Genomic DNA, 19399 nt, shown 5'->3' with positions numbered 1-19399 from the left:
CGGATCGTATTGAGGATCGTCCGGCAATCCAAAAAACGCTGTCCGGGGCGGTCCGGCGGATATCCGGATGCGTGGGGCGGGGCGCCCCGCCTAGGGTGCCCGGATGAGTACCCGTACCTTCCGCATCACCGTCCGCGGCTCGTTCGACGGGCTGTCCGAGGGCCAGCGGGCCGAGCTGCTGGCAGCCGCGCCCGCACACGACATGCTGCGCGCCGAGTTCACCACCGAGGGGCACCTCACGTACGACATCGCGGCGCGGCCCTTCTTCACCTTCCGTTTCCTGGCACAGGGCGAGAAGGAGGAGGACGTCCTCGACGCGACGGCCCGTGCGGAGCTCGCGGCGGAGGCCTGGCTGGCCGAGCGCGGCTACGGCTTCAAGCAGCTGCGGTCGCAGGCGCAGGACATGTCCTCGGCGCCGCTCGGCAAGCGGCAGCGGCGTGAGGCCGCCCGCGGCGCCGCCTGACCCGCCGGCCCGTGGCCGGGCCCGGGGCGCGCCGCCCCGGGCCCGGCCGACCGGTCAGTCCCCGGGCGGCGGGGCGAAGACCGCGGCGAGCCGGGCGGTCAGCGGCTGTGGGTCCGGACCCTCGAAGCGGCCCGCGAGGTGGCCGTCCGGCCGGATCAGGAACGCGGTCGGCCCGGTCACCCCGTAGAGGCGGGCGAACTCCCCGGCGATGTCGTGGTAGACCGGCAGCATCCCGGGCCCGGCGGGCACCGTGTCACGGGCGTCCGGCGCGGCGTCGGCGGGGAGCACCGCACAGGACTCGACGCGGCCGCCCGAGGCTTCCCAGGCAGTGCGGGCGAGTGCGTCGAGGCCCGCCCCGTACAGCAGGAGGACGTGTCCGCGCTCGCGCAGAAGGTCGGCGAGCCGCAGCGGGAAGGCGGCGATGCGCGAGGTGAGTCCGCTGCAGTCCGGCGCGCGGTCCCCCGGCCGGGGGACGGGTCCGTCCCCGGGCGGGTCCACGATCGGGCTGCCGCGGTAGGCGACGAGGAGCTGCGCCTCCCGCAGCATCAGGGTCTGCGGGTCCTCGGTGTCGGCCTGGACGCCTTCGGTGGCGTGGCGCAGGGTGCGGCCGACGACCTCCTCGCCGACGGGGCGGCGTTCGGCGTCGTAGCTGTCGAGCAGACCGGGAGCGGCGGCGTCCGCGACGGCCAGGGCGAGCTTCCAGGCCAGGTTCCAGGCGTCCTGGATCCCGGTGTTCATTCCCTGGGCGCCGGTCGGCGGGTGGATGTGCGCGGCGTCTCCCGCGACGAAGACCCGCCCCCGCCCGTACCGGTCGACGATCCGGTGGCTGATCCGGAAGACGGAGGACCAGCGCAGGGTGGAGGCGGTGGTCGGCACCGGTGACAGACGGTCCAGTACGGCCTGGATGTCGGTGAGCCCGGGGCCGCGTCCGCTCTGCAGGCCGTGGGCGACACCGGCGTCCGCCGGGGCGGTGGCGGACAGTTCGGGCGACACCCGGGTGGACATCCGGTAGCGGCCGCTGCCGGGCAGCGGGATGCACACGAGCACGTCGTCGACGGCGCCCGCATCGTCGTGGTGCATGGACCGGACGGTGTAGCCGTGCGGCAGGTCCCAGTCGACCTCGACGTCGGCGAGCATGAACTCCTCGGGGAGCGCGCCGCCTTCGAAGGAGAGTCCGAGTCCCTTGCGGACGGTGCTGTGCGCGCCGTCGCAGCCGACGAGGTAGCGGGTGCGCAGCTCCTCCTCGGCGCCCGAAGGGGTGAGCAACCGGCAGGTGACGCCCTCGTCGTCCTGCCGGAACGACAGCAGCTCGGTGCCGCGTTCGACCGCGGTGCCCCAGCGTGCGAGCTGGTCGGCGAGGATCCGTTCCGCCTCGTACTGCGGCAGGGCTGCGAAGCCGTAGGGGACCTCGGGGGGCAGGACGAGGTCGACGCGGGGCTGTTCGGCGCCGTTGACGTAGGTGAGCTGGCCGCGCAGCGGGACCGCGGCGTCGAGGACCGGGCGGATCATGCCCATCCGGTCCCAGATCTCCAGGGTGCGCGGCTGGATCCCGACGGCCTTGGCGTACGGCAGCGGGGCGGGCAGCTTGTCGACGATCCGGCAGGACACGCCCCTGCGCCGGAGCTCGGCGGCCGCGGTCAGGCCGATCGGGCCCGCTCCGGCGACGAGGACGTCGGTCGTGGTGTGGTGCGCCACTGGCGCCTCCCGGCGTACGGCCCCCGTGAGAGTCGGTGTGCCTCTCCATGGTGGCCGCCCGCCGGGCGTCCGGCATCCTCACCCGGTCACGGGGTGACTACTCGACGACGAGGTCGACCTGGATGTTGCCGCGGGTGGCGCGGGAGTACGGGCAGACCTCGTGGGCCTGCTTGACGAGCAGGGCGCCCGTCTCGCCGGCGAGGGACTCGGGCAGCTCGACGCGGAGGGTGACGGCGAGACCGAAGCCGGCGCCGTCCTTGCCGATGGAGACCTCGGCGGTGACGGAGACGTCGCTGGTGTCGGCCTTGGCCTGACGGCCGACAAGGCCGAGGGCGCTGGCGAAGCACGCCGCGTAGCCGGCCGCGAAGAGCTGCTCGGGGTTGGTGCCCTGCCCGTTGCCGCCCAGCGCCGGGGGCATGGCCAGGGCGAGGTCGAGCTGACCGTCGGAGCTGACGGTGCGGCCCTCGCGGCCGTTGGCGGTGGCGACAGCGGTGTAGAGCGCGTCCATGGGAGTTCCTCTCCAGAGATGAGCCTGGGTGGCGGCCGGTGGTCGACCGCGCTCCACAAGTAGAGCACGCAATTCAGTTGCGCACAACTCAATGCCTCGCAAGCGTGCCCCGGGTACACTGGCGGCCATGACCGACCAGCCGACCGCCACCCGCTCCGACCAGGACTTCCTCCGCCTGGACGGCCAGATCTGCTTCGCGCTGAACGCCGCGAGCCGCGCGTTCGGCGGCCTCTACCGGGTCGTCCTCAAGGACCTCGGGCTCACCTACCCGCAGTACCTGGTGATGCTGGTGCTGTGGGAGCACGGCGAGATGCCGGTCAAGGAGATCGGGCAGCACCTGCGCCTCGACTCCGGCACCCTCTCCCCGCTGCTCAAGCGGCTCGAGGCGGCCGGCCTCGTGCGCCGCGAGCGCAGCACCGAGGACGAGCGTTCCGTGCGCGCCCGGCTGACCGAGGAGGGGGCCGCGCTGCGCGTCCGCGCCGCGGAGGTGCCCCGCCGGATCGCCGCCGCGACCGGTTTCGAGCTCGCCGAGGTGGCCGACCTCCACGCCCGCCTGAGCCGGCTCACCGCCGCCCTCGACGCGGCCGTGCCGGCCGCGGCAGGGGAAGCGGCCGAGGAGGCGTAGCCGCACCGGGCGGCGGACACTGGGTCCTGGACGCGGGAGGTGGCCGATGGACCCGGTTGCGGCGCTGGACCGCATCGCCTTCCTGCTGGAGCGCGCCCAGGCGCCCACCTACCGGGTACGGGCCTTCCGCACCGCCTCCGCCGCCCTGGTGCGCCTGGGCGAGCGCGAGGTGGCGGACCGGGCGGCCGCGGGGACCCTGGAGGCCGTGAAGGGGCTCGGGCCGAAGACGGCGCAGGCCGTGCGGGAGGCGCTGGGCGGGGCGGTGCCGGCCTACCTCCAGGGCCTGGAGGACGAGGCCGCCGCCCTCCCGGAAGGGCCTCCGCCCTCCCCCGCGGCCGCCGCCCTGCGAGCGGCTCTCCGCGGGGACTGCCACGTGCACTCCGACTGGTCGGACGGGGGCAGTCCGATCGAGACGATGGGCCGGGCGGCGGCCTCGCTGGGCCACGAGTACGCCGTGCTCACCGACCACTCGCCGCGGCTGACGGTCGCCCGCGGCCTCTCCCCCGACCGGTTGCGCGAACAGCTCGAGGTGGTGGCCGCCCTCAACGCCGAGTGGGCGCCCTTCCGCCTGCTGACCGGCATCGAGTGCGACATCCTCGACGACGGCTCCCTTGACCAGGAACCGGAACTGCTGGACCGCCTCGACCTCGTCGTCGGCTCGGTGCACTCGAAGCTGCGGATGGACGAGTCCGCGATGACCCGGCGGCTGCTGGCGGCGGTGCGCAACCCCCTCATGGACGTCCTGGGCCACTGCACGGGGCGGCTGGTCACGGGCCGGACCCGGCCGGAGTCCCGGTTCGACGCCGGGGCGGTCTTCGCGGCCTGCGCGGAAGCCGGTACCGCCGTGGAGATCAACAGCCGGCCGGAACGGCTGGACCCGCCCCGGCGGCTGCTGGCGCTCGCCGTCGAGGCGGGCACCTTCTTCGCCGTCGACACCGACGCGCACGCACCGGGCCAGCTCGACTGGCAGGGCATCGGCTGCGAACGCGCCGTGGAGTGCGGGGTCCCGCCGGAGCGCGTCGTCAACACCTGGCCGGCGCCGCAGCTCCTGGCCTGGACCCGCACCCGGCGTGCGCCGTGACGGGGCCTCCCCGGCGCAACGGGTGGGGGCGCGACCGACGGGAGCGGGCCGCGGCGTGTGCCGCGGCCCGCTCCCCGGGGTGCCCGGCCGGCGGGCGGGAGGTCAGGCGCCGGCGGCGCGGACCGAACCGGTGCTGGAGCCGCTGGAGTCGGCGATGAAGCAGGTGACCTCACGGTCCCCGAGGGCCCAGGTGGCGGCCTGCGGGAAGTAGTAGTAGACCTCCAGCGAGTCCGACAGCTTGGCGTTCTCGCCGACGTAACCGGGCAGCGCCGCGCCGCACTTCTCCTCGGCGGTCGCCGCGACCTTGTCCGTACCCGGGTACGCGCCGCCCTCCAGGTCGAAGACGGAGTACGCCTCGCCCTTGTGGGGCTGGTCGCACGGCAGGATGCGGACCGACAGGGCGGCCCGGCCGCCGTCCTTGTCCTGGTACTCCGTCAGGTCGTCGTCCATGTCGAAGCAGTCACCCTCGCGGATGTCCTTCACGTCGCTGGTGCCCGAACCGGTGACCTGGCCGCCGGTGTCGCGCTTCGGCTCGGAACCGCCGTCCAGCACCCCGGAGAGGCCGAGGGTGAACACGAGCACGTAGAAGAGGATCGTCAGGCCGTGCAGGACGATGGCCGCGATCGCGAACCCCTTGCCCTTCTCGCCGGTCTTGCGGATCTGGGAGAGGGCGACAAAACCGAGGATCAGCGGGACGGTCGGGATCGCGCAGACGATCGACATGACGAAGCCGACGACGGCGAGCACGTTGGTCTTCTGCGACGCCTGCGGGGGCGGGTACCAGCCCGGCTGGCCGCCGTAGGGCCCCGGCTGACCTCCGTACGGCCCTTGCTGACCCTGCTGGCCGGGCTGACCGTAGGGCCCGGGCGGACCCTGCTGACCGTACGGCCCCGACTGCGGGTTGGGCTCGGGGAACGACGGGGGTATGGACATGCGCGTGGCGCTCCTTGCACAGAAGTTCGAGGCGCACCGGCAACCTGGCGGTGACGCCGCCGGGTGGGGGCCTGATGCAGGCATGATGCCATGACGCTCCGACACCGCCCCTCACGGTCTCCTCCGGTGAGACGGCGGCGGGTGGCGGACGGGGCTCAGGGCCGGAGTTCGACGGCCAGCAGGACCACGTCCGCTCCCGCCACGGCCATCACCGCGCGGAACGGGACCGTGCCCACGGGCCGCAGGGCGGCGAGCACCAGTGTGAACGCCGTCGCGGCCAGCAGTGCCCAGCCGTACGGGGTCACCGCGCCCGGCGGTCCCGCCACCAGGGCCGCCGCCGAACCGAGGACGAGCAGCCCGGCCACCGCGGCCGACCTGCGGAACCCGAGCCGCTGGGGCAGGCCCCGCACCCCGGTGGCGAGGTCGTCGGCGATGTCGGGCAGCACGTTGGCGAAGTGCGCGCCCGCCCCCAGCAGGGCCGCCGCCGCGGTGAGCCACACCGGCGGCCAGGGTGCTCCGGGCAGCCCGAGGGTGACGAAGGCGGGCAGCAGGCCGAAGGCCAGGGCGTAGGGGACCCAGGAGGCCGCGGTCGACTTCAGGCGCAGGTTGTACGCCCAGGCGGCCGCCACACCGGCCAGGTGCACGGCGCCCGCGAGCGGTCCTGCAGCGAGGGAGAGCGGGACGCACAGGAGCAGCGCCAGGGCCGCGGCCCGGCTCACGGCGGCGGGTGACACCGTGCCCGCGGCCAGGGGTTTGTCCCGGCGGCCCGCCGCCAGGTCACGGCGCAGGTCGGCCCGGTCGTTGCACCAGCCGATCGACAACTGGCCGGTGGCGACGGCCGCCACGGTGAGGGCGGCAGCCGGGAGGCGCTGCCCGGCGGTCGCCGACAGGACGGCCGCGAAGAGGGTCACGGCCGCGGCGGGAAGCGGGTGGCAGGCCGCCGCCAGCCCGGACGCGCGCGAGGCCCGGGACGGCCGGGCGGCCGGTCCGAGGGCGCCGGCGGGCCGGGCCCGGCCCGTGCCGGTCGTGGGGCCGCTGTCGCTGGTCTGCGTGGTTCGCCCGGACATGCCGACACGCTATGCGGCGCCGCGCCGGAATCGACTGATTCATAACGATGTGTCAGTTATTTCCTATGGTGACCGAATGACACGTGTTCTTGCAGTGCGCAGCGTGTTCCCGCCCCACCGGCACCGCCAGTCCGAGATCACGGAGGCGCTGGCCCGCTTCCTGCCCCCCGGACCCGACACCGCCCTGCTGCGCCGGGTCCACGACTCGGTGCGCGTGGACAGCCGCCACCTCGCCCTCCCCCTGGAGCGCTACGGTCCGCAGAACGACTTCGGCACCACGAACGCGCTCTTCCTGGAAACGGCTCTGCGACTGGGCACCCTGGCCCTCGAACTCACCCTCGCCGACGCCGGCCTGGCACCCGGCGAGCTCGACCTCGTCATGTCGACGACCGTCACCGGGCTCGCGACGCCCTCCCTGGAAGCCCGCCTGGCCGCGCGCGCCGGGCTGCGCCCCGACGTGCGGCGGGTGCCCCTCTTCGGCCTGGGATGCGCGGCCGGCGCCGCGGGGGTCGGCCACCTGCACGACCACCTGGCGGGCCGGCCCGGCCACGCGGCCCTCCTGCTGTCGACCGAGCTGTGCTCCCTCACCCTCCAGGCCACCGACACCTCGATGGCGAACCTGGTGGCCGGGGCCCTCTTCGGCGACGGGGCGGGCGCCCTGCTGGCGGTCGGTGCGGACCACCCCCTGCACGCGTCCGCCGCCGGTCCCGAGGTGGTGGCCGCCCGCAGCCGCCTCTACCCGGGCACGGAGCACCTCCTCGGCTGGGACATCGGCCACTGGGGCATGCGGATGGTCCTCGGCCGCGAACTCCCCGACCTGGTCGGGCTGCACGTGGCCGAGGAGATCGAGTCCTTCCTCGCCGCCCACGACCTCAAGCCGGCCGATGTCGACGCGTGGATCTGCCACCCCGGCGGCCCGAGGATCCTCGACGCCCTGTCCGGGGCACTGGGCCTGCCGGAGTCGGCGTTCGCCGCGAGCCGCCGGTCGCTGGCCGCCGTGGGCAACCTCTCCTCCGCCTCCGTCCTGCACATCCTGGACGGCTTCCAGAACGCAGGGCCGGCCCCCGGATCGGTGGGCCTCATGCTCGGCTTCGGTCCGGGCTTCGCCTCCGAACTCGTCCTCCTGCGCTGGTGACCCCGGTGGCCCTCTCGCACCCGGACGCCCCGCACACGCTGTCCGCCGGACTCGCCGTGCCGTCCCTCCCCCCGTCCCTGACCCTGTACCTGGTCCTCGTCGCGCTCGTCGCCGCCGAGCGACTCGCCGAACTGGTGACGGCCCGCCGCAACGCGGCCTGGAGCCTGGCCCGCGGCGGCCGCGAGTACGGGCGCGGCCACTATCCGGCCATGGTCACCCTGCACACCGCCCTGCTGGTGGGGTGCGTGGCCGAGCCCTGGGCGACGGGCAGGCCCTTCCTGCCGCTGCTCGGCTGGCCGGCACTCGCCGTCGCGCTCGGCGCGCAGGGCCTGCGCTGGTGGTGCATCGCCACCCTCGGCAGGCGCTGGAACACCCGGGTGATCGTCGTTCCCGGGCTGCCCCTGGTGGGTGCGGGGCCGTACCGGCTGCTGCGCCACCCCAACTACGTGGCAGTGGTCGCGGAAGGGGTCGCGCTGCCGCTGGTGCACGGCGCCTGGCTGACCGCGCTCGGCTTCACGGTGCTCAACCTGGCGCTGCTGCGCGTCAGGATCGGCTGCGAGGACGCGGCCCTCATGGACGCCGGCCGGCTCCGCGCCCCCGCCTCCACGGCGTCGGCGGGTGCCCCGTCATGATCGATCTGCTGATCGCGGGCGGCGGTCCCGCCGGGCTGGCCACCGCCATCCACGGGGCGCTCGCCGGGCTGGAGGCGGTCGTCGTGGAACCACGGCCCACGCCGATCGACAAGGCCTGCGGGGAGGGGCTGATGCCGGGGGCGGTACGCCGGCTCCACGGCCTCGGGGTGCACGTCGGCGGGCAGCCGTTCCGGGGCATCCGCTACGTCGACGGCCTGACGGGCCGCTCCGCCGAGGGGCTGTTCCGCTCCGGCCCCGGCCTCGGCACCCGCCGCACCGCGCTGCAGTCCGCCCTCGCCGAGCGGGCGGCGGCCCTCGGGGTGTCCGTGCTCCAGCGGCGCGTCGGCGAGGTGCACCAGGGCGAGGGGCACGTCACCGCGGCCGGGCTCACCGCCCGCTACCTCGTGGCGGCGGACGGACTGCACTCCCCCGTCCGCCGCGGACTCGGCCTGTCGGCCCGGCCCGCGGACGGCCGGCCCGCACGCTACGGCCTGCGCCGCCACTACCGGACCGCGCCGTGGAGCGACCTCGTCGAAGTGCACTGGTCCGCCCGCTGCGAGGCCTACGTCACCCCGCTCGCTCCCGACCGGATCGGCGTCGCGGTCCTCACCGCCGACCAGGCCCCCTTCGCCGAGCAGCTCGCCCGCTTCCCGCGGCTCGCGTCCCGGCTCGCCGGGCACGAGGACGGCCCGGTGCGCGGGGCCGGCCCGCTGCGCCAGGGCGCCCGGGTGCGGGTGGCCGGGCGGGTGCTGTTCGTGGGGGACGCGGCCGGCTACGTGGACGCGCTCACCGGGGAGGGCCTCACCCTGGCCGTGACGGCGGCGGGCGAACTGGTCCGCTGCGTGGCGGCGGGGCGACCGCAGGCGTACGAACGGGCCTGGCGGGACCTCTCCCGCAGCTACCGCACCCTCACCTCGTCGCTGCTCTGGGCCCGTCACCGGCCCCGTCTCGCCCCCCGCATCGTGCCGCTCGCCGCCCGGCTCCCGCGGGTGTTCACGGGCGCCGTGAACCTCCTCGCCTGACGGCCCGTACAGGCCCGTACACGCGGACGGCACCCCGCGCTCGGAGCGCGGGGCGCCGTCCGGTCCTGGGTGGCCGGCCGTCAGGCCGAGCCCTCCCGGGGGGTGCGCAGCGCCAGCCCGGCCAGGACCGCGCCGGCCGCCGCGCACAGCACGACGGCCGCTCCGGCCCAGCCCTGCGCGCCGCCCAGGGTGCCCGCGAGCGGGTCGAAGCCCACCGAGCCTCCGAGCACGTGCAGGGCGGCGACGCCCAGGGCCGTCGCGGCACCGGCGCGCCACACGGGGGCGGTGTCCCGCAGCGCCAGCAGCAGGCCCATGCCCGCGCAGACCACGGTGACCAGCAGGGGCAGGTAGTCGACGGCGGCCGCGGACCGCAGTGCCGTCAGGTCCTGCGGCAGGTGCAGCACCCCGCTGACCAGCAGGGCCACCGCCACGGGCCAGCGCAGCACGTGGCGCAGGGCCGAGCCGCCGGCCGGTTCAGGGGCGGCCGGGGCGGGGCGGCGCGGCGGTGCCTGGTACGGCGCGTCGTACAGCTGCGTGTACGGGAGGCCGTACGGCTCCTGGCGCCGCTCGGGGGCCGGTGCGCCGGCCGGCGGCCGGGCCGGCTCGCCGCGGCCCGCGGGCGCGGCGGTCCGGGGCCGCTGCTGCGGTTCGGCGGGCTCGTCCTTGCCGAGGATGCTGACCAGCAGGGCCACGTCCTCGATGGACCGCCCGACGGCGGCCGCGCGCAGCGTGATGTCCGCCTCCGCGCCCTCGTCGGGGGACTCGCCGAGGAGGCTGACCATCCGCTGGACGTCCTGGACGGGCCGGGTGACGGCGGCCGTGCGCAGCGCCTCGTTCCCGGCGTCCGGCAGCCGGCCGTCCTCCTTCAGGAGGCTCACGAGTGCGGTGACGTCCTCGACGGGACGGCAGGTGGCGGCCGTCGCCAGGAGGGTCCGCATGGATTCGGTGTGGGGGGCGTCGGACTCGTCGAGCGCGGCGAGCGCGTCGGCGGTACTCGGTCCGTCCGGGGCGTCGGGGGACCCGGCGGCCGGCGGTGTGTCGGGGACGGTGGTGTCGGGGGGACCGTGGCGGCCTTCGTCTTGCGTCGTCGCCAGGGTGATGGGGTCATTCATCGAAAGCTCCGTTCGCCGACGCGCGGGTCTACGCAATCGCGCGCCGGTCATCGTGCGTCATGGGATGCGCACGCTTTGTTACATTGAGTGCCACTTCCGCCCACTGCGCCATTCGGGGCGGGCAAACGGGGGTCCCCTCCCGGATCCCACGGCGAAAGGCCCCGGCCGTGCCGTACTCCCGCGTCCTGCGCCACCGCTGCGCCCTCCTGTTGCCCGTCGTGCTGCTGCTCGCGGGTGCCGCGGGCACGCCGGGGGATCCGGTCGTCGAGACGGACCGCGGGCCGGTGCGCGGCCGTCCGCACGGCGCGTACGTCACGTACGAGGGGATCCCCTTCGCCGCTCCCCCGACCGGCGCGCGGCGCTGGCGGCTTCCGGAGCCCGCGCCCCGCTGGCAGGGCGTACGGGACGCCCGGGCCCCCGGGCCCCGCTGCGTCCAGCTGCCCGCCACCGGGCCGGGGGCACCCCTCGGCTCCGAGGACTGTCTGTACCTCAACGTGACTGTCCCGGCGGGCCGGTCAGCGGCGGGCCGGCCGCGCCCCGTCATGGTGTGGTTCCACGGCGGCGGCTTCTTCAGCGGCTCCGGGGAGGACTACCGGCCGGACCGGCTCGCCGTACGGGGGGCAGCGGTGGTCGTGACGGTCAACTACCGGCTGGGGGTGTTCGGGCTGTTCGCCCACCCGGAACTCGGCGGGGCCCCCGCCTTCGCCCTCGCGGACCAGCGGGCTGCGCTGCGGTGGGTGCGGGAGAACGCCCGGCGGTTCGGCGGTGACCCGCACGCCGTCACCGTGTTCGGCGAGTCGGCGGGCGCGCTCTCCGTGTGCGCGCACCTCGTCTCCCCGCCCTCGGCCGGCCTGTTCCGGCGGGCGGTCGTGCAGAGCGGCTCGTGCTCCACGACCGCGCCGCCGCACTCGCTGCTGCCGGGGCTCGGCACCTACGAGCCCTTCGTCCCCGAGCGGCGCACCGTCGAGGAGGGCGCCGCGGCGGCGGCCCGGCTGGGGTGCGGGCGGCCCGCGGGAGCCCTGGACTGCCTGCGGGCCCTGGACGCCCGCACCCTGGCGACCGCCGATCTGATGCAGCGCTTCTCCGTGCTCCCGTACGGGAACGGCACGCTGCCGCTGGAGCCCCGGCGGGCGCTGGCGGCCGGGAGCTTCCACCGGGTGCCCGTGGTGCAGGGCACCACCCGGGACGAGATGCGGCTGTTCCTCTCGCAGACCCTGGCGGTGTACCCGCTGGGCGACGAGCGCGCCTACCTGGCCCGTGCGGAACGCTCCTTCGGACCGGCGACCGCCCGGGCCGTCACGGCCCGCTATCCCCTGTCCGCGTACCCGAGCCCGGCGGTGGCGTGGGCCACCCTGCTGACCGACGCCTCGTTCGTCTGCCCGGCGCTGCGGGACGGCGCGGCGCTGGGACGGCACGTACCGACGTACGGCTACCGGTTCGACGACCGTGACGCGCCCGACTTCACCGGGCTGCTGCCGGCGCCCGGGCTGCCGTTCGGGGCCTCGCACGGTTTCGAACTGCCCTACCTGTTCACGCTGGCGGCGCTCACCGCCCCGCAGCGGCAGCTCGCGGACCGGATGGCCGACTACTGGACGGCCTTCGCCCGCACGGGCGTTCCGACGGCGCCGGGAGCACCGCCCTGGCCGCGGCAGCAGCGGACCGGCACCGTCCTGTCGCTGGCACCGGGCGCCGACGGCATCCACCCGGTGGACGCCCGGGCGGCGCACCACTGCGCCCTGTGGGACGCGCACTGGCCCGGGACCGCGGCCACCGGCCGCCGTTGACCTCGCCCGGGGGCCGCCGGCAACCCCCTGCTGGCGCGCGTCGACCCGGCGTTCGGCCCCCTGCTGGCCGCGCTGCCCTGTGCACTGTGGTGGGCGACGACCTGGGGGGACGAGGCCAACGAGTGCGTCGCTCCCCGGCTGGGGATCCCCCCGCTGCCCGTCGTCGACTGGCCGGAGCCGTCGGACGACGAGCCGGACGGCGTGCACTGGAAGGCGCCCGCCCTCCTCGCGCACGCCGCCGGGCGGCCCTTCGTCTGGGTCGACGACGAGATACGCGAGGCCGACCGGGCCTGGGTGGCCGCCCGGCACCCGGGCCCGGCGCTGCTGCACCGGGTCGATCCGGGGCGCGGCCTCACCGGCGAGGACTGCGGAGTCCCGGAGGCGTGGCTGCGCGCGCTGTGACCCGGCGGCGCCGACAGCCCCGGCCCACGGTCGTGCCGGGGGCGGACTACACCGGGGCCGCGAGGGCGGCCGCCTCCGGGGACGGGGTCCAGGATGCGGCGACCAGGCAGCGTTCCGCGGCGGCGAGGTGGGTTGCGGCGGCCAGCCAGGCCCACGCGTAGCCGTCGGGCGAGGGGTCGGCGAGCCGGCCGAACACGTCGCGGGGGCGGCGGTCGGCCTCGGCCGCGAGGGCCGTGGCGAGGTCCGCCGCGGCCCCGAGACCGGCCCGGCGCAGCAGCCCGTACGCGGTGCGGGGGGCCGTACCGCGCGCCGATTCGGCGACGGCCCGGCGCCCGCCCGCGACCCCGGACTCCAGCAGCCGGCGGACCCTCCACAGCGGGGAGTCGGCCAGCGGGTCCGGTCCGGCCGCCGCGGGGGCGGCCTCGGGGGCGGGTGTGCCCGGCGGCGGGAAGTTCTCGCCCTGGAGGCGGTCGTACCCGAGGTCGGCGCGGCCCGCCCAGTCCTCCGGCAGGCGCAGCGTGTACGTCTCGCCGGGGGCCGGCCCCACCGCCAGCGGGCGCAGCGTGGCGGCGCGGTCGAGGTCCGGACGGCCGAGGACGCGCAGCCGCAGGCCCGGGTGGGAGGCGATCCGGCGCAGGTTCTCCGTGTGCGGCAGCTCCGGGTGCGGATGCGCGGGCAGCAGCCGCAGCAGGGGTGCGTCGGGCCGCAGTTCGCGGACGAGGAGGTGCTCGCCGGCCACCCCCGCGACGGCGACGTCCAGGCCGATCAGGGCGGACTCGGAGCCCTCCGGGTCGGCCAGCAGCTCGGCGACGGCCTCCGCCGCGGGCCGGGCGAACAGCCGCGCCGCGGGCTCCCCGGTCCACGGGGCCCCGGCCAGCGGGGTGGCCCGGACCCCGCGTCCGGCGCCGAGCCTGCCCTCCGGTGAGACCGTCGCGCCGACGATGCGCAGGCCGCCGCGGGACAGGCCGCCGTGGTCGAGGGTGGCGCCGCCGAGGGCCACGGGGGCGCGGCCGGCCCCCCGGGCGCGGGCCAGGCCGCCGGGGCGGACGTCGGAGACCGTGTAGCGGGAGCCGTCGGGCGCCAGGACGTGGGTGACCACGCCTCCGTAACCGGTGGCGGAGAGCACCGGCTCCCGGCAGAGGCCGTGCACCTGGAGGCTGCCGCCGGGGGTGTACGTGCGGCGGGCGGCGGCGGTCAGGGCGGGGTCCGCCGTGCCGGACGCCAGCACCCCGGCGGCGTGCAGGAGTTCACGGAAGGCGCCGGTGAGGTCGCCCAGGCGGTGGGCGGTCCACTGTTCGCGGGCCGCGCGCAGGCCGCGTACGACCCGGAGGGCGGCCGCTTCGGCGCGCGGCAGGCCCGCGAGACGGGCGGTGTGCGCGGCGCGCAGGAGTTCGGCCTGGACGACCGCCCCGCCGGCGACGACCCCGGCGGCGAGGGCCTCGGCCGCCGCGTGCCACAGGGCGGTCGCGGCCGTGCGCTGGGCGGGGGTGAGCGCGGGCGCGTCCTGGGGGCCCGGCTCGGCGCGGTCATGGTCCGGGGCCTGCGCCGGGCCGGCCTGCGCGGGTCCGGCCTCCGGCCGCTCTCCGGCGCCGGCCGCGTCCGGGTCCGGTGCGGCTGCTGTGTCCTCGGGGTCCGGTGCGGGGGCTCCGGCGAGGGCGTCGGCGTCCGCGAGGGGCGCAGCGCCGAGGGCCGCGGCCCGGTGCAGGCAGCGCGGCGCCAGCAGGCAGGTGCAGGTGGCCTGTTCGGCCGTGGTGACGGCGCCCCCGGGTCCGGGGGTCAGGGTGACCACGGCGTCCTCGCCGAAGCGGAGGGTGACGCTGCCGTCCGGCCCGCGGGTGGCGCCGTCCGCGCAGCCCGCGATGGCGGCGTCCAGCTTCTTGCGCAGGCGGGCGGTGAGGTTCTCGACCGCCCCGGCCAGCACCTCGGGTGCTACGGGCGGCAGTTCGGTGCTCAACGGGACTCTCCACGGAGTCGGTCGCCCACCCAGCGGGCGAGGGCGAGGGGACTGAGGGCGGCCACGGGCATGCCCGCCGCCACGAGCTGCCGCGCGACCGGGACCGAGTAGCGGGGGGTCCCCGAGTCGTCGAGCGCGGCGCAGCCCAGCAGGTGGGCTCCGGAGGAGGCCAGGGCCCGGACCTCGCCGAGCAGGCCGCCGAGCGGGGCACCCTCCTCGAAGTCGCTGACCACGACGACGAGGGTGCGGCTCGGGACGGTGATCAGGGAGCGGGCGTGGGCGAGGCCGGCGGCGATGTGCGTGCCGCCGCCGACGCGGACCTCCAGGAGCAGCGAGAGCGGGTCGTCGACCCGGTCGGTGAGGTCCACGACCTGCGTGGAGAAGGCCAGGAAGTGGGTGGACAGGGTCGGCACGCCGCCCAGTACGGCAGCGGTGAGCGCCGACCAGATGACGGAGGCCTCCATCGAGCCGGAGACGTCGACGACGAGGATCAGCCGCCAGTCGGCCTCGCGGCTCGCGCGGGTGCTGAAGACGGGCCGTTCCGGTACGACGACCACGGTGCCGTCGGGCTGCCGCCGGGTGTGCGCGAGGTTGGCTCGCAGGGTGCGGGCCAGGTCGAGCGTGCCGCCGGGGCGGCGGGTCGGGCGGGGGGTGGCGAGCCCGTTGAGGGCGGGGCGCAGCCGGGTGGCCAGTTCCTTGGAGAGTTCGTCGACGAGCCTGCGCACCAGCGGGCGCAGCCGGGCGAGCTGGGCCTCGGGGAGGCCCCCGGCGAGGGAGAGCACGGAGCTCAGCAGTTCCACGGAGGGCCGTACGGAGGCGGGGTCGAGCTGGGCGAGCACGTCGGTGCGGCCCGCTTCGGCCGCGCCGGCGAGGACCTCCTCGCGCACGTCCGCGCCGAACAGCGCCTCGAGTTCCTCCGACCACTCGCGGGCGGTCGGGAAGGAGGCCTCCTGGCCACCGCCCCCGCCCGGGCCCCGGCCGCCCTCGAGGTCGCCGGAGCCCTCGCCGCGGCCGGCGCCGTACAGCTCGTCCAGCGCGTGGGCGTAGCGGCGCGCGCCGGCGGGGAGCCGGTCGCGTTCGCGGCCGAGGAGCAGGCGCCAGCGGTCCGCCGGGGAGAGCCGCCGGTCGTCCGCCGGCGCCGTGCGGGAGGCGGGCGTGCCGTGCGCGAGCCCGGCCGGGTCGGGGAGCTCCGCCCCGGGGTGTTCGTCCCCGGGTCCCGTTGTCCCGGGCAGCGGGAGGGCCTTGAGTGCGGCGAGGCCCGCCGCGTCGGCGGCGGCCCAGAGGGCCAGCAGCGCGGGCGGTGCGTCGAGGGCCAGGTCGACCCGGTCGCCGAGCCGTTCGGTGACGGTGGCCAGGAGCCGGTCGCGGGCGGCCGGGGAGAGGGCGTCGAAGCCGCCGCGCAGGGCGGGGAGACGGTCCAGGAACTCCTGGTCGGCGCTGTGGTCCACCCGGTCGAGGAGCGGGGTGAGGGCGGCCGGGGAGGACTGCAGCAGCGGGCCGGCCGCGGTGAGCAGGCCGGCGAGGCGGCGGGTGAGGGCGCGGCGGTTGTCGGCGGTCGTCGCGCCGTCGATCCAGCCCGCGGCACGCTCGCCCAGCCCGGCGGCCGGGTCCAGGTCGAGGAGGACCCGTACGGCCAGGGCCGCTCCCTGCATCAGCGGGGACGCGGAGGCGGCCAGGGCGGCGAGCGCGTCGTCCGTGCGCAGGCCGAGGTGGTGGGCCGCGGCGCGGTCGGCGAGGGCGACCAGGGCGGCGGCGTCCGCGGGGTCCTCGCTGCCGGCGAGCCCGGGCAGCGAGCGGACGGCCGCTTCCAGCAGTTCCCCGGTGAGCTCGGCGCACGCGGCCCGGGAGGCGTCGTCGGTGCCGGGCAGGTGGCCCCGGTGGAGGGCCTCCAGGAGGTCGAGGGCGTCGAGGAGTTCGGGCAGGGTCGCGGACCGCGGCAGGACGGCGGCCGCCTCCCGGAGCCGCACGACGACCAGTTCGGGCAGGTCGCACCGTGCCGCGGCGGCCAGCCCGGCGAGGGTCTGCGCCGGGGTGGGGCCGCCGTCGGCGGCGGCGCGGCGGGCGGTGTCCCGCAGGGTCCCGGCAGCGGCCTGGGCGGCGGTGACCCCGCGGACCCCGGCCAGGTCCAGCCGGGCCGGGACGGAAGGCGTCCAGGAGAGCCGCCACTTGGTGCCGAGGGCCGTACCGTCGCCGGTGGCGGCGACGGCCAGGGGTTCGCCGTAGGAGGCGCCGCACACCAGGAGCCGCTGGAGGAGGACCTCACGGCGGCCGTCGAGCGGCGAGCGGAGCGGATCGAGGCGGACCTCGCGGGGTGCCGGGTCCTCGGGGGACGGCAGCCTGAGCGCGGTGAGTTCGGCCTCCACGGAGGGGCCGAGGCCGGACCGCGGGGCGTGCGGGGTGATCCGGCCGCGGGCGGTGCCGACGAGGACGGCTTCGAGGGCGCGGGCCAGGGCCCGGCCCCGACCGAGGGGTTCGCCCTGGCCGAGGACGGTGGTGACCGCTTCCAGCAGTTCGCCGCGGCCGGGGGCCGGGAGTCCGCGCAGTACGGCCAGGTCGCAGGCGAGGCGCAGGGTCTCGGCGGCCTCGCCGGTGCCGGCGGTGTGGCCGGCGCGGCGCAGCTCGCGGCACAGGCCGGTGAGGGCGACGGAGGCTGCCTCCCGGACCCGCACGGGATCCCCGCCGGCCTCCAGGACCGCCTGCTGCCAGCGCGGGTCGCGGATGCCCGCCGGGTAGCCCGAGCGCGCGTCGAGCAGGTCGAAGGAGTACGGCACGAAGGAGGTGACCGGCTCCTGCCGCGGCGTGGCGCTCCGGGACGGGGAGCCCGGCCCGCGCGTACCGGTGGCGGACGGCACGGAGAGCGCCGGCAGGGCGGGCACCTTACCGGAATCCGACGGCACGGAATCCGGCGGCACGGCGGCGGACGGCACGGCCGCACGGGCCTCGGCCCGGTCCGGCGCGTCCTCCGTGCCGGGCCCGGCACAGTCCAGCAGGGCAGCGGCGTGGAAGGAGCCCACGACCGCGGCCACGCGCGAACCCCCGGTGGCGGCCTCGGCGATGACGGCGCGCATGTGGGACTCGCGGGCCAGGTCACGGCCCGGGACGGTGGAGTCCTCGCGCAGCGCCCAGCCGACGCCCAGCGCCGCCCGCCGGACGGCCTCCGGGGTACAGCCGGGAGCCAGGACCTCGACGGCCCGGTCCCACATGTCGTCGCCGTCGCGGCCCGTGCCGGCGGCGACGAGCGCGTCGGCGAAGGTGCCGCCGCGCGGCGCGGCTCCGGACTCCCCGTCGGGGCCGGTGCCGGGCTCCGCGCCCGGTCCGGACCCGGGTACTGCCGTCGTGCCCGGACCGGGGGCGCGGTCCTCCTCGGCGTACCCGCCCGCGGCGGGGTCGGGGTCCGCCGGGCGGGCGGGTCCGGCCTCGGCCGTCCAGCCCCGGTCGCCCAGGGGCAGATCGCAGGCGACGACGCGGGCCCCGGTCCGCCGTGCCCAGCGGATCGCGGCCAGTTCGGGGGAAAAATCGGCGAACGGGTAGAAGGCCAGGCGGCCGTCCTCCCCGGTGCCCGCCAGGGCGACGGGGGCGACGGTCTCCGGGTCGGCGAGATGTTCCAGCCACGGCTGGAAGTCCGCGGGGAGTTCGACGCAGACCACGTCGGCCCCCGAGGCGTCCAGCAGGGCGGGGACCACCGCGGCCAGCGCGGGGCTGTGGTGGCGCACCCCGATCAGGTAGGGCGCGCGGGTCCCGGCGAGCGCGTCGACGGCGGCGCGCGGTTCGGTGTGCCGGAGGGCGTGCCGGGCGGTGTGCGTCAACGCAGGCTCCCGCGCAGGTCCCAGAGGCGGCGCCACATGGCCGAGCCCTCCTCGGCACGGCGGCGGACCGGGCCGTCCCAGTAGCCGAGCAGGCGGCCGTGGTCGGCGGGGTCGTCCTTGCGCACGACGCCCAGCAGGTGGCCCGGCAGGAGGTCGAGCACGTCCCCGCCCGGCAGGTAGGCGGCGGCGACGCCCAGCGAGGCGGCGACCTGGACGGCCTCCGCGGTGGACATGACCGTGCCGGGCCGCTCGACGTCCCAGCCCTCGGCGGAGCGTCCCGAGCGCAGATCGCGGAAGACGGTGACGAGGGCGTCGAGGACGGCGTCGTCCACCCCGAAGGCGGCACCGGCCCGCTGGACGGCGGCGACGGCCTGGCGGCGGATCAGCGTGGCCTCGGCGTCGGCGTCGGCGATCGGGGCGACGGTCTCGAAGTTGAAGCGCCGCTTGAGGGCGGCGGACATCTCGGAGACGCCGCGGTCGCGCAGGTTGGCGGTGGCGATGACGGTGAAGCCGGGGACGGCGGAGACCACCGCGTCCTCGGTGGCGGTCAGTTCGGGCACGCTGAGGCGGCGGTCGGAGAGGATGGAGACGAGGGCGTCCTGCACCTCGGGCAGGCAGCGGGTGATCTCCTCGACGCGGACCACCCGGCCGGTGCGCATGGCGGAGAGCACCGGGGAGTCCACCAGCGCCTGCGGGGTGGGGCCCTGGGCGAGCAGCAGCGCGTAGTTCCAGCCGTAGCGGAAGGCGTCCTCGGTGGTGCCGGCCGTGCCCTGGACGGTCAGGGCGCTGGTGCCGCTGACGGCGGCGGCCAGCAGCTCGGAGAGCATCGACTTGGCGGTGCCGGGCTCGCCGGTGAGGAGCAGGCCCCGCTCCCCGGCGAGGGTGACGACGCACCGCTCGACGAGGGCGCGTTCGCCGACGAACTTCGGTGCGATGACCAGCTTGGCGGGCAGTCCGGCGCGGCGCCCCGGCAGGGCCAGTTCGGCTCCGTCGCTGCCGCAGACGAAGGTGACGACGGCGCGCGGGGTCAGGGCCCAGCCGGGCGGGCGGGGGCCGGTGTCCTGGGCGGCGAGGAAGGCCAGCTCGGCGGCGTACCGCTCCTCGGCGGGCAGCACCTGCCGGGCTGCGGGGGCGGTCTGTTCGGTGACGGTCATCAGGGGTCCTCGAAAAGGGGTGCGAA

15 protein-coding genes and 1 pseudogene are annotated in these 19399 nt (G+C 76.9%); 8 read left to right on the top strand and 8 right to left on the bottom strand.

The window, feature by feature from the left end; all coding sequences use genetic code 11:
• Positions 1-103: 103 nt before the first annotated feature.
• Positions 104-463, top strand: a complete 360-nt coding sequence (locus ACPU2J_RS34085) for a DUF6204 family protein (protein WP_420078191.1) — start codon at positions 104-106, stop codon at positions 461-463.
• Positions 464-517: 54 nt separating this feature from the next.
• Here ACPU2J_RS34085 and ACPU2J_RS34080 read toward each other — a convergent pair whose 3' ends face one another.
• Positions 518-2158: an FAD-dependent monooxygenase gene (locus ACPU2J_RS34080; RefSeq protein WP_423834795.1), complete on the bottom strand. Its 1641-nt coding sequence runs from the start codon at positions 2156-2158 to the stop codon at positions 518-520.
• A 97-nt stretch (positions 2159-2255) separates the two neighbouring features.
• Positions 2256-2666, bottom strand: a complete 411-nt coding sequence (locus tag ACPU2J_RS34075) for an organic hydroperoxide resistance protein (protein WP_361602537.1) — start codon at positions 2664-2666, stop codon at positions 2256-2258.
• 127 nt (positions 2667-2793) lie between these two features.
• Between ACPU2J_RS34075 and ACPU2J_RS34070 the strand changes: the two genes are divergently transcribed.
• Both ACPU2J_RS34070 and ACPU2J_RS34065 read left to right on the top strand, forming a co-directional pair.
• A complete protein-coding gene (locus tag ACPU2J_RS34070) occupies positions 2794-3291 on the top strand; it encodes a MarR family winged helix-turn-helix transcriptional regulator (RefSeq protein ID WP_365075200.1) in 498 nt (165 codons plus the stop codon).
• Between the two features lie 46 nt (positions 3292-3337).
• A complete protein-coding gene (locus tag ACPU2J_RS34065) occupies positions 3338-4372 on the top strand; it encodes a PHP domain-containing protein (protein ID WP_423834794.1) in 1035 nt (344 codons plus the stop codon).
• A 102-nt stretch (positions 4373-4474) separates the two neighbouring features.
• On the opposite strand, the gene ACPU2J_RS34060 is transcribed toward ACPU2J_RS34065, so the two are convergent.
• Entirely contained in the window at positions 4475-5305 is an 831-nt protein-coding gene (locus ACPU2J_RS34060) for a DUF4190 domain-containing protein (RefSeq protein ID WP_423834793.1), read from the bottom strand.
• A 155-nt stretch (positions 5306-5460) separates the two neighbouring features.
• On the bottom strand, positions 5461-6372 hold the full coding sequence (locus tag ACPU2J_RS34055) for a UbiA family prenyltransferase (RefSeq protein WP_420078195.1): 912 nt from the start codon (positions 6370-6372) through the stop codon (positions 5461-5463).
• Between the two features lie 76 nt (positions 6373-6448).
• On the opposite strand from ACPU2J_RS34055, the gene ACPU2J_RS34050 reads away from it, so the two are divergent.
• The 3 genes from ACPU2J_RS34050 to ACPU2J_RS34040 all read left to right on the top strand — a co-directional run bounded on the left by ACPU2J_RS34050 (position 6449) and on the right by ACPU2J_RS34040 (position 9161).
• Positions 6449-7507: a type III polyketide synthase gene (locus ACPU2J_RS34050; protein ID WP_423834792.1), complete on the top strand. Its 1059-nt coding sequence runs from the start codon at positions 6449-6451 to the stop codon at positions 7505-7507.
• Positions 7508-7584: 77 nt separating this feature from the next.
• Positions 7585-8139 carry an isoprenylcysteine carboxyl methyltransferase family protein gene (locus ACPU2J_RS34045; RefSeq protein ID WP_420082270.1) on the top strand — a complete coding sequence of 185 codons (555 nt, stop codon included), beginning with the start codon at positions 7585-7587 and terminating at the stop codon, positions 8137-8139.
• The gene (locus ACPU2J_RS34040; RefSeq protein WP_365138048.1) at positions 8136-9161 is read left to right on the top strand and encodes an NAD(P)/FAD-dependent oxidoreductase; all 1026 of its coding nucleotides are present in this window, start codon (positions 8136-8138) and stop codon (positions 9159-9161) included. The genes ACPU2J_RS34045 and ACPU2J_RS34040 overlap by 4 nt, the downstream gene beginning before the upstream one ends.
• 80 nt (positions 9162-9241) lie before the next feature.
• On the opposite strand, the gene ACPU2J_RS34035 is transcribed toward ACPU2J_RS34040, so the two are convergent.
• Positions 9242-10273: a hypothetical protein gene (locus ACPU2J_RS34035; RefSeq protein WP_420078197.1), complete on the bottom strand. Its 1032-nt coding sequence runs from the start codon at positions 10271-10273 to the stop codon at positions 9242-9244.
• Between the two features lie 167 nt (positions 10274-10440).
• On the opposite strand from ACPU2J_RS34035, the gene ACPU2J_RS34030 reads away from it, so the two are divergent.
• Positions 10441-12057 (top strand): carboxylesterase/lipase family protein, encoded by a 1617-nt coding sequence (locus ACPU2J_RS34030; protein WP_423834791.1) that lies wholly within the window; start codon positions 10441-10443, stop codon positions 12055-12057.
• A pseudogene (locus ACPU2J_RS34025) lies at positions 12058-12459 on the top strand (HAD domain-containing protein); the annotation flags it as partial. It lies immediately after the preceding gene.
• A 46-nt stretch (positions 12460-12505) separates the two neighbouring features.
• Here the strand turns inward: ACPU2J_RS34025 and ACPU2J_RS34020 are convergent.
• From ACPU2J_RS34020 to ACPU2J_RS34010, 3 genes are read right to left on the bottom strand one after another with little or no spacing between them, the layout of a single operon-like run.
• The gene (locus ACPU2J_RS34020) at positions 12506-14413 is read right to left on the bottom strand and encodes a hypothetical protein (RefSeq protein ID WP_423834790.1); all 1908 of its coding nucleotides are present in this window, start codon (positions 14411-14413) and stop codon (positions 12506-12508) included.
• Positions 14410-18219: a vWA domain-containing protein gene (locus ACPU2J_RS34015; protein ID WP_423834789.1), complete on the bottom strand. Its 3810-nt coding sequence runs from the start codon at positions 18217-18219 to the stop codon at positions 14410-14412. The genes ACPU2J_RS34020 and ACPU2J_RS34015 overlap by 4 nt, the downstream gene beginning before the upstream one ends.
• Positions 18216-19373 (bottom strand): ATP-binding protein, encoded by a 1158-nt coding sequence (locus ACPU2J_RS34010; protein ID WP_365490503.1) that lies wholly within the window; start codon positions 19371-19373, stop codon positions 18216-18218. The genes ACPU2J_RS34015 and ACPU2J_RS34010 overlap by 4 nt, the downstream gene beginning before the upstream one ends.
• Positions 19374-19399 lie beyond the last annotated feature (26 nt).

This window comes from Streptomyces manipurensis (assembly GCF_049570255.1).
Classification (GTDB): Bacteria; Actinomycetota; Actinomycetes; order Streptomycetales; family Streptomycetaceae; genus Streptomyces; species Streptomyces manipurensis.
This window is presented reverse-complemented; position numbering and strand designations above follow the sequence as displayed.

Coding starts and splice junctions, on each gene's coding strand:
- ACPU2J_RS34085 (WP_420078191.1), top strand. CDS start 104: ATGAGTACCCGTACCTTCCGCATCACCGTCCGCGGCTCGTTCGACGGG.
- ACPU2J_RS34050 (WP_423834792.1), top strand. CDS start 6,449: ATGACACGTGTTCTTGCAGTGCGCAGCGTGTTCCCGCCCCACCGGCAC.
- ACPU2J_RS34055 (WP_420078195.1), bottom strand. CDS start 6,372: ATGTCCGGGCGAACCACGCAGACCAGCGACAGCGGCCCCACGACCGGC.
- ACPU2J_RS34035 (WP_420078197.1), bottom strand. CDS start 10,273: ATGAATGACCCCATCACCCTGGCGACGACGCAAGACGAAGGCCGCCAC.
- ACPU2J_RS34060 (WP_423834793.1), bottom strand. CDS start 5,305: ATGTCCATACCCCCGTCGTTCCCCGAGCCCAACCCGCAGTCGGGGCCG.
- ACPU2J_RS34010 (WP_365490503.1), bottom strand. CDS start 19,373: ATGACCGTCACCGAACAGACCGCCCCCGCAGCCCGGCAGGTGCTGCCC.
- ACPU2J_RS34075 (WP_361602537.1), bottom strand. CDS start 2,666: ATGGACGCGCTCTACACCGCTGTCGCCACCGCCAACGGCCGCGAGGGC.
- ACPU2J_RS34070 (WP_365075200.1), top strand. CDS start 2,794: ATGACCGACCAGCCGACCGCCACCCGCTCCGACCAGGACTTCCTCCGC.
- ACPU2J_RS34040 (WP_365138048.1), top strand. CDS start 8,136: ATGATCGATCTGCTGATCGCGGGCGGCGGTCCCGCCGGGCTGGCCACC.
- ACPU2J_RS34065 (WP_423834794.1), top strand. CDS start 3,338: ATGGACCCGGTTGCGGCGCTGGACCGCATCGCCTTCCTGCTGGAGCGC.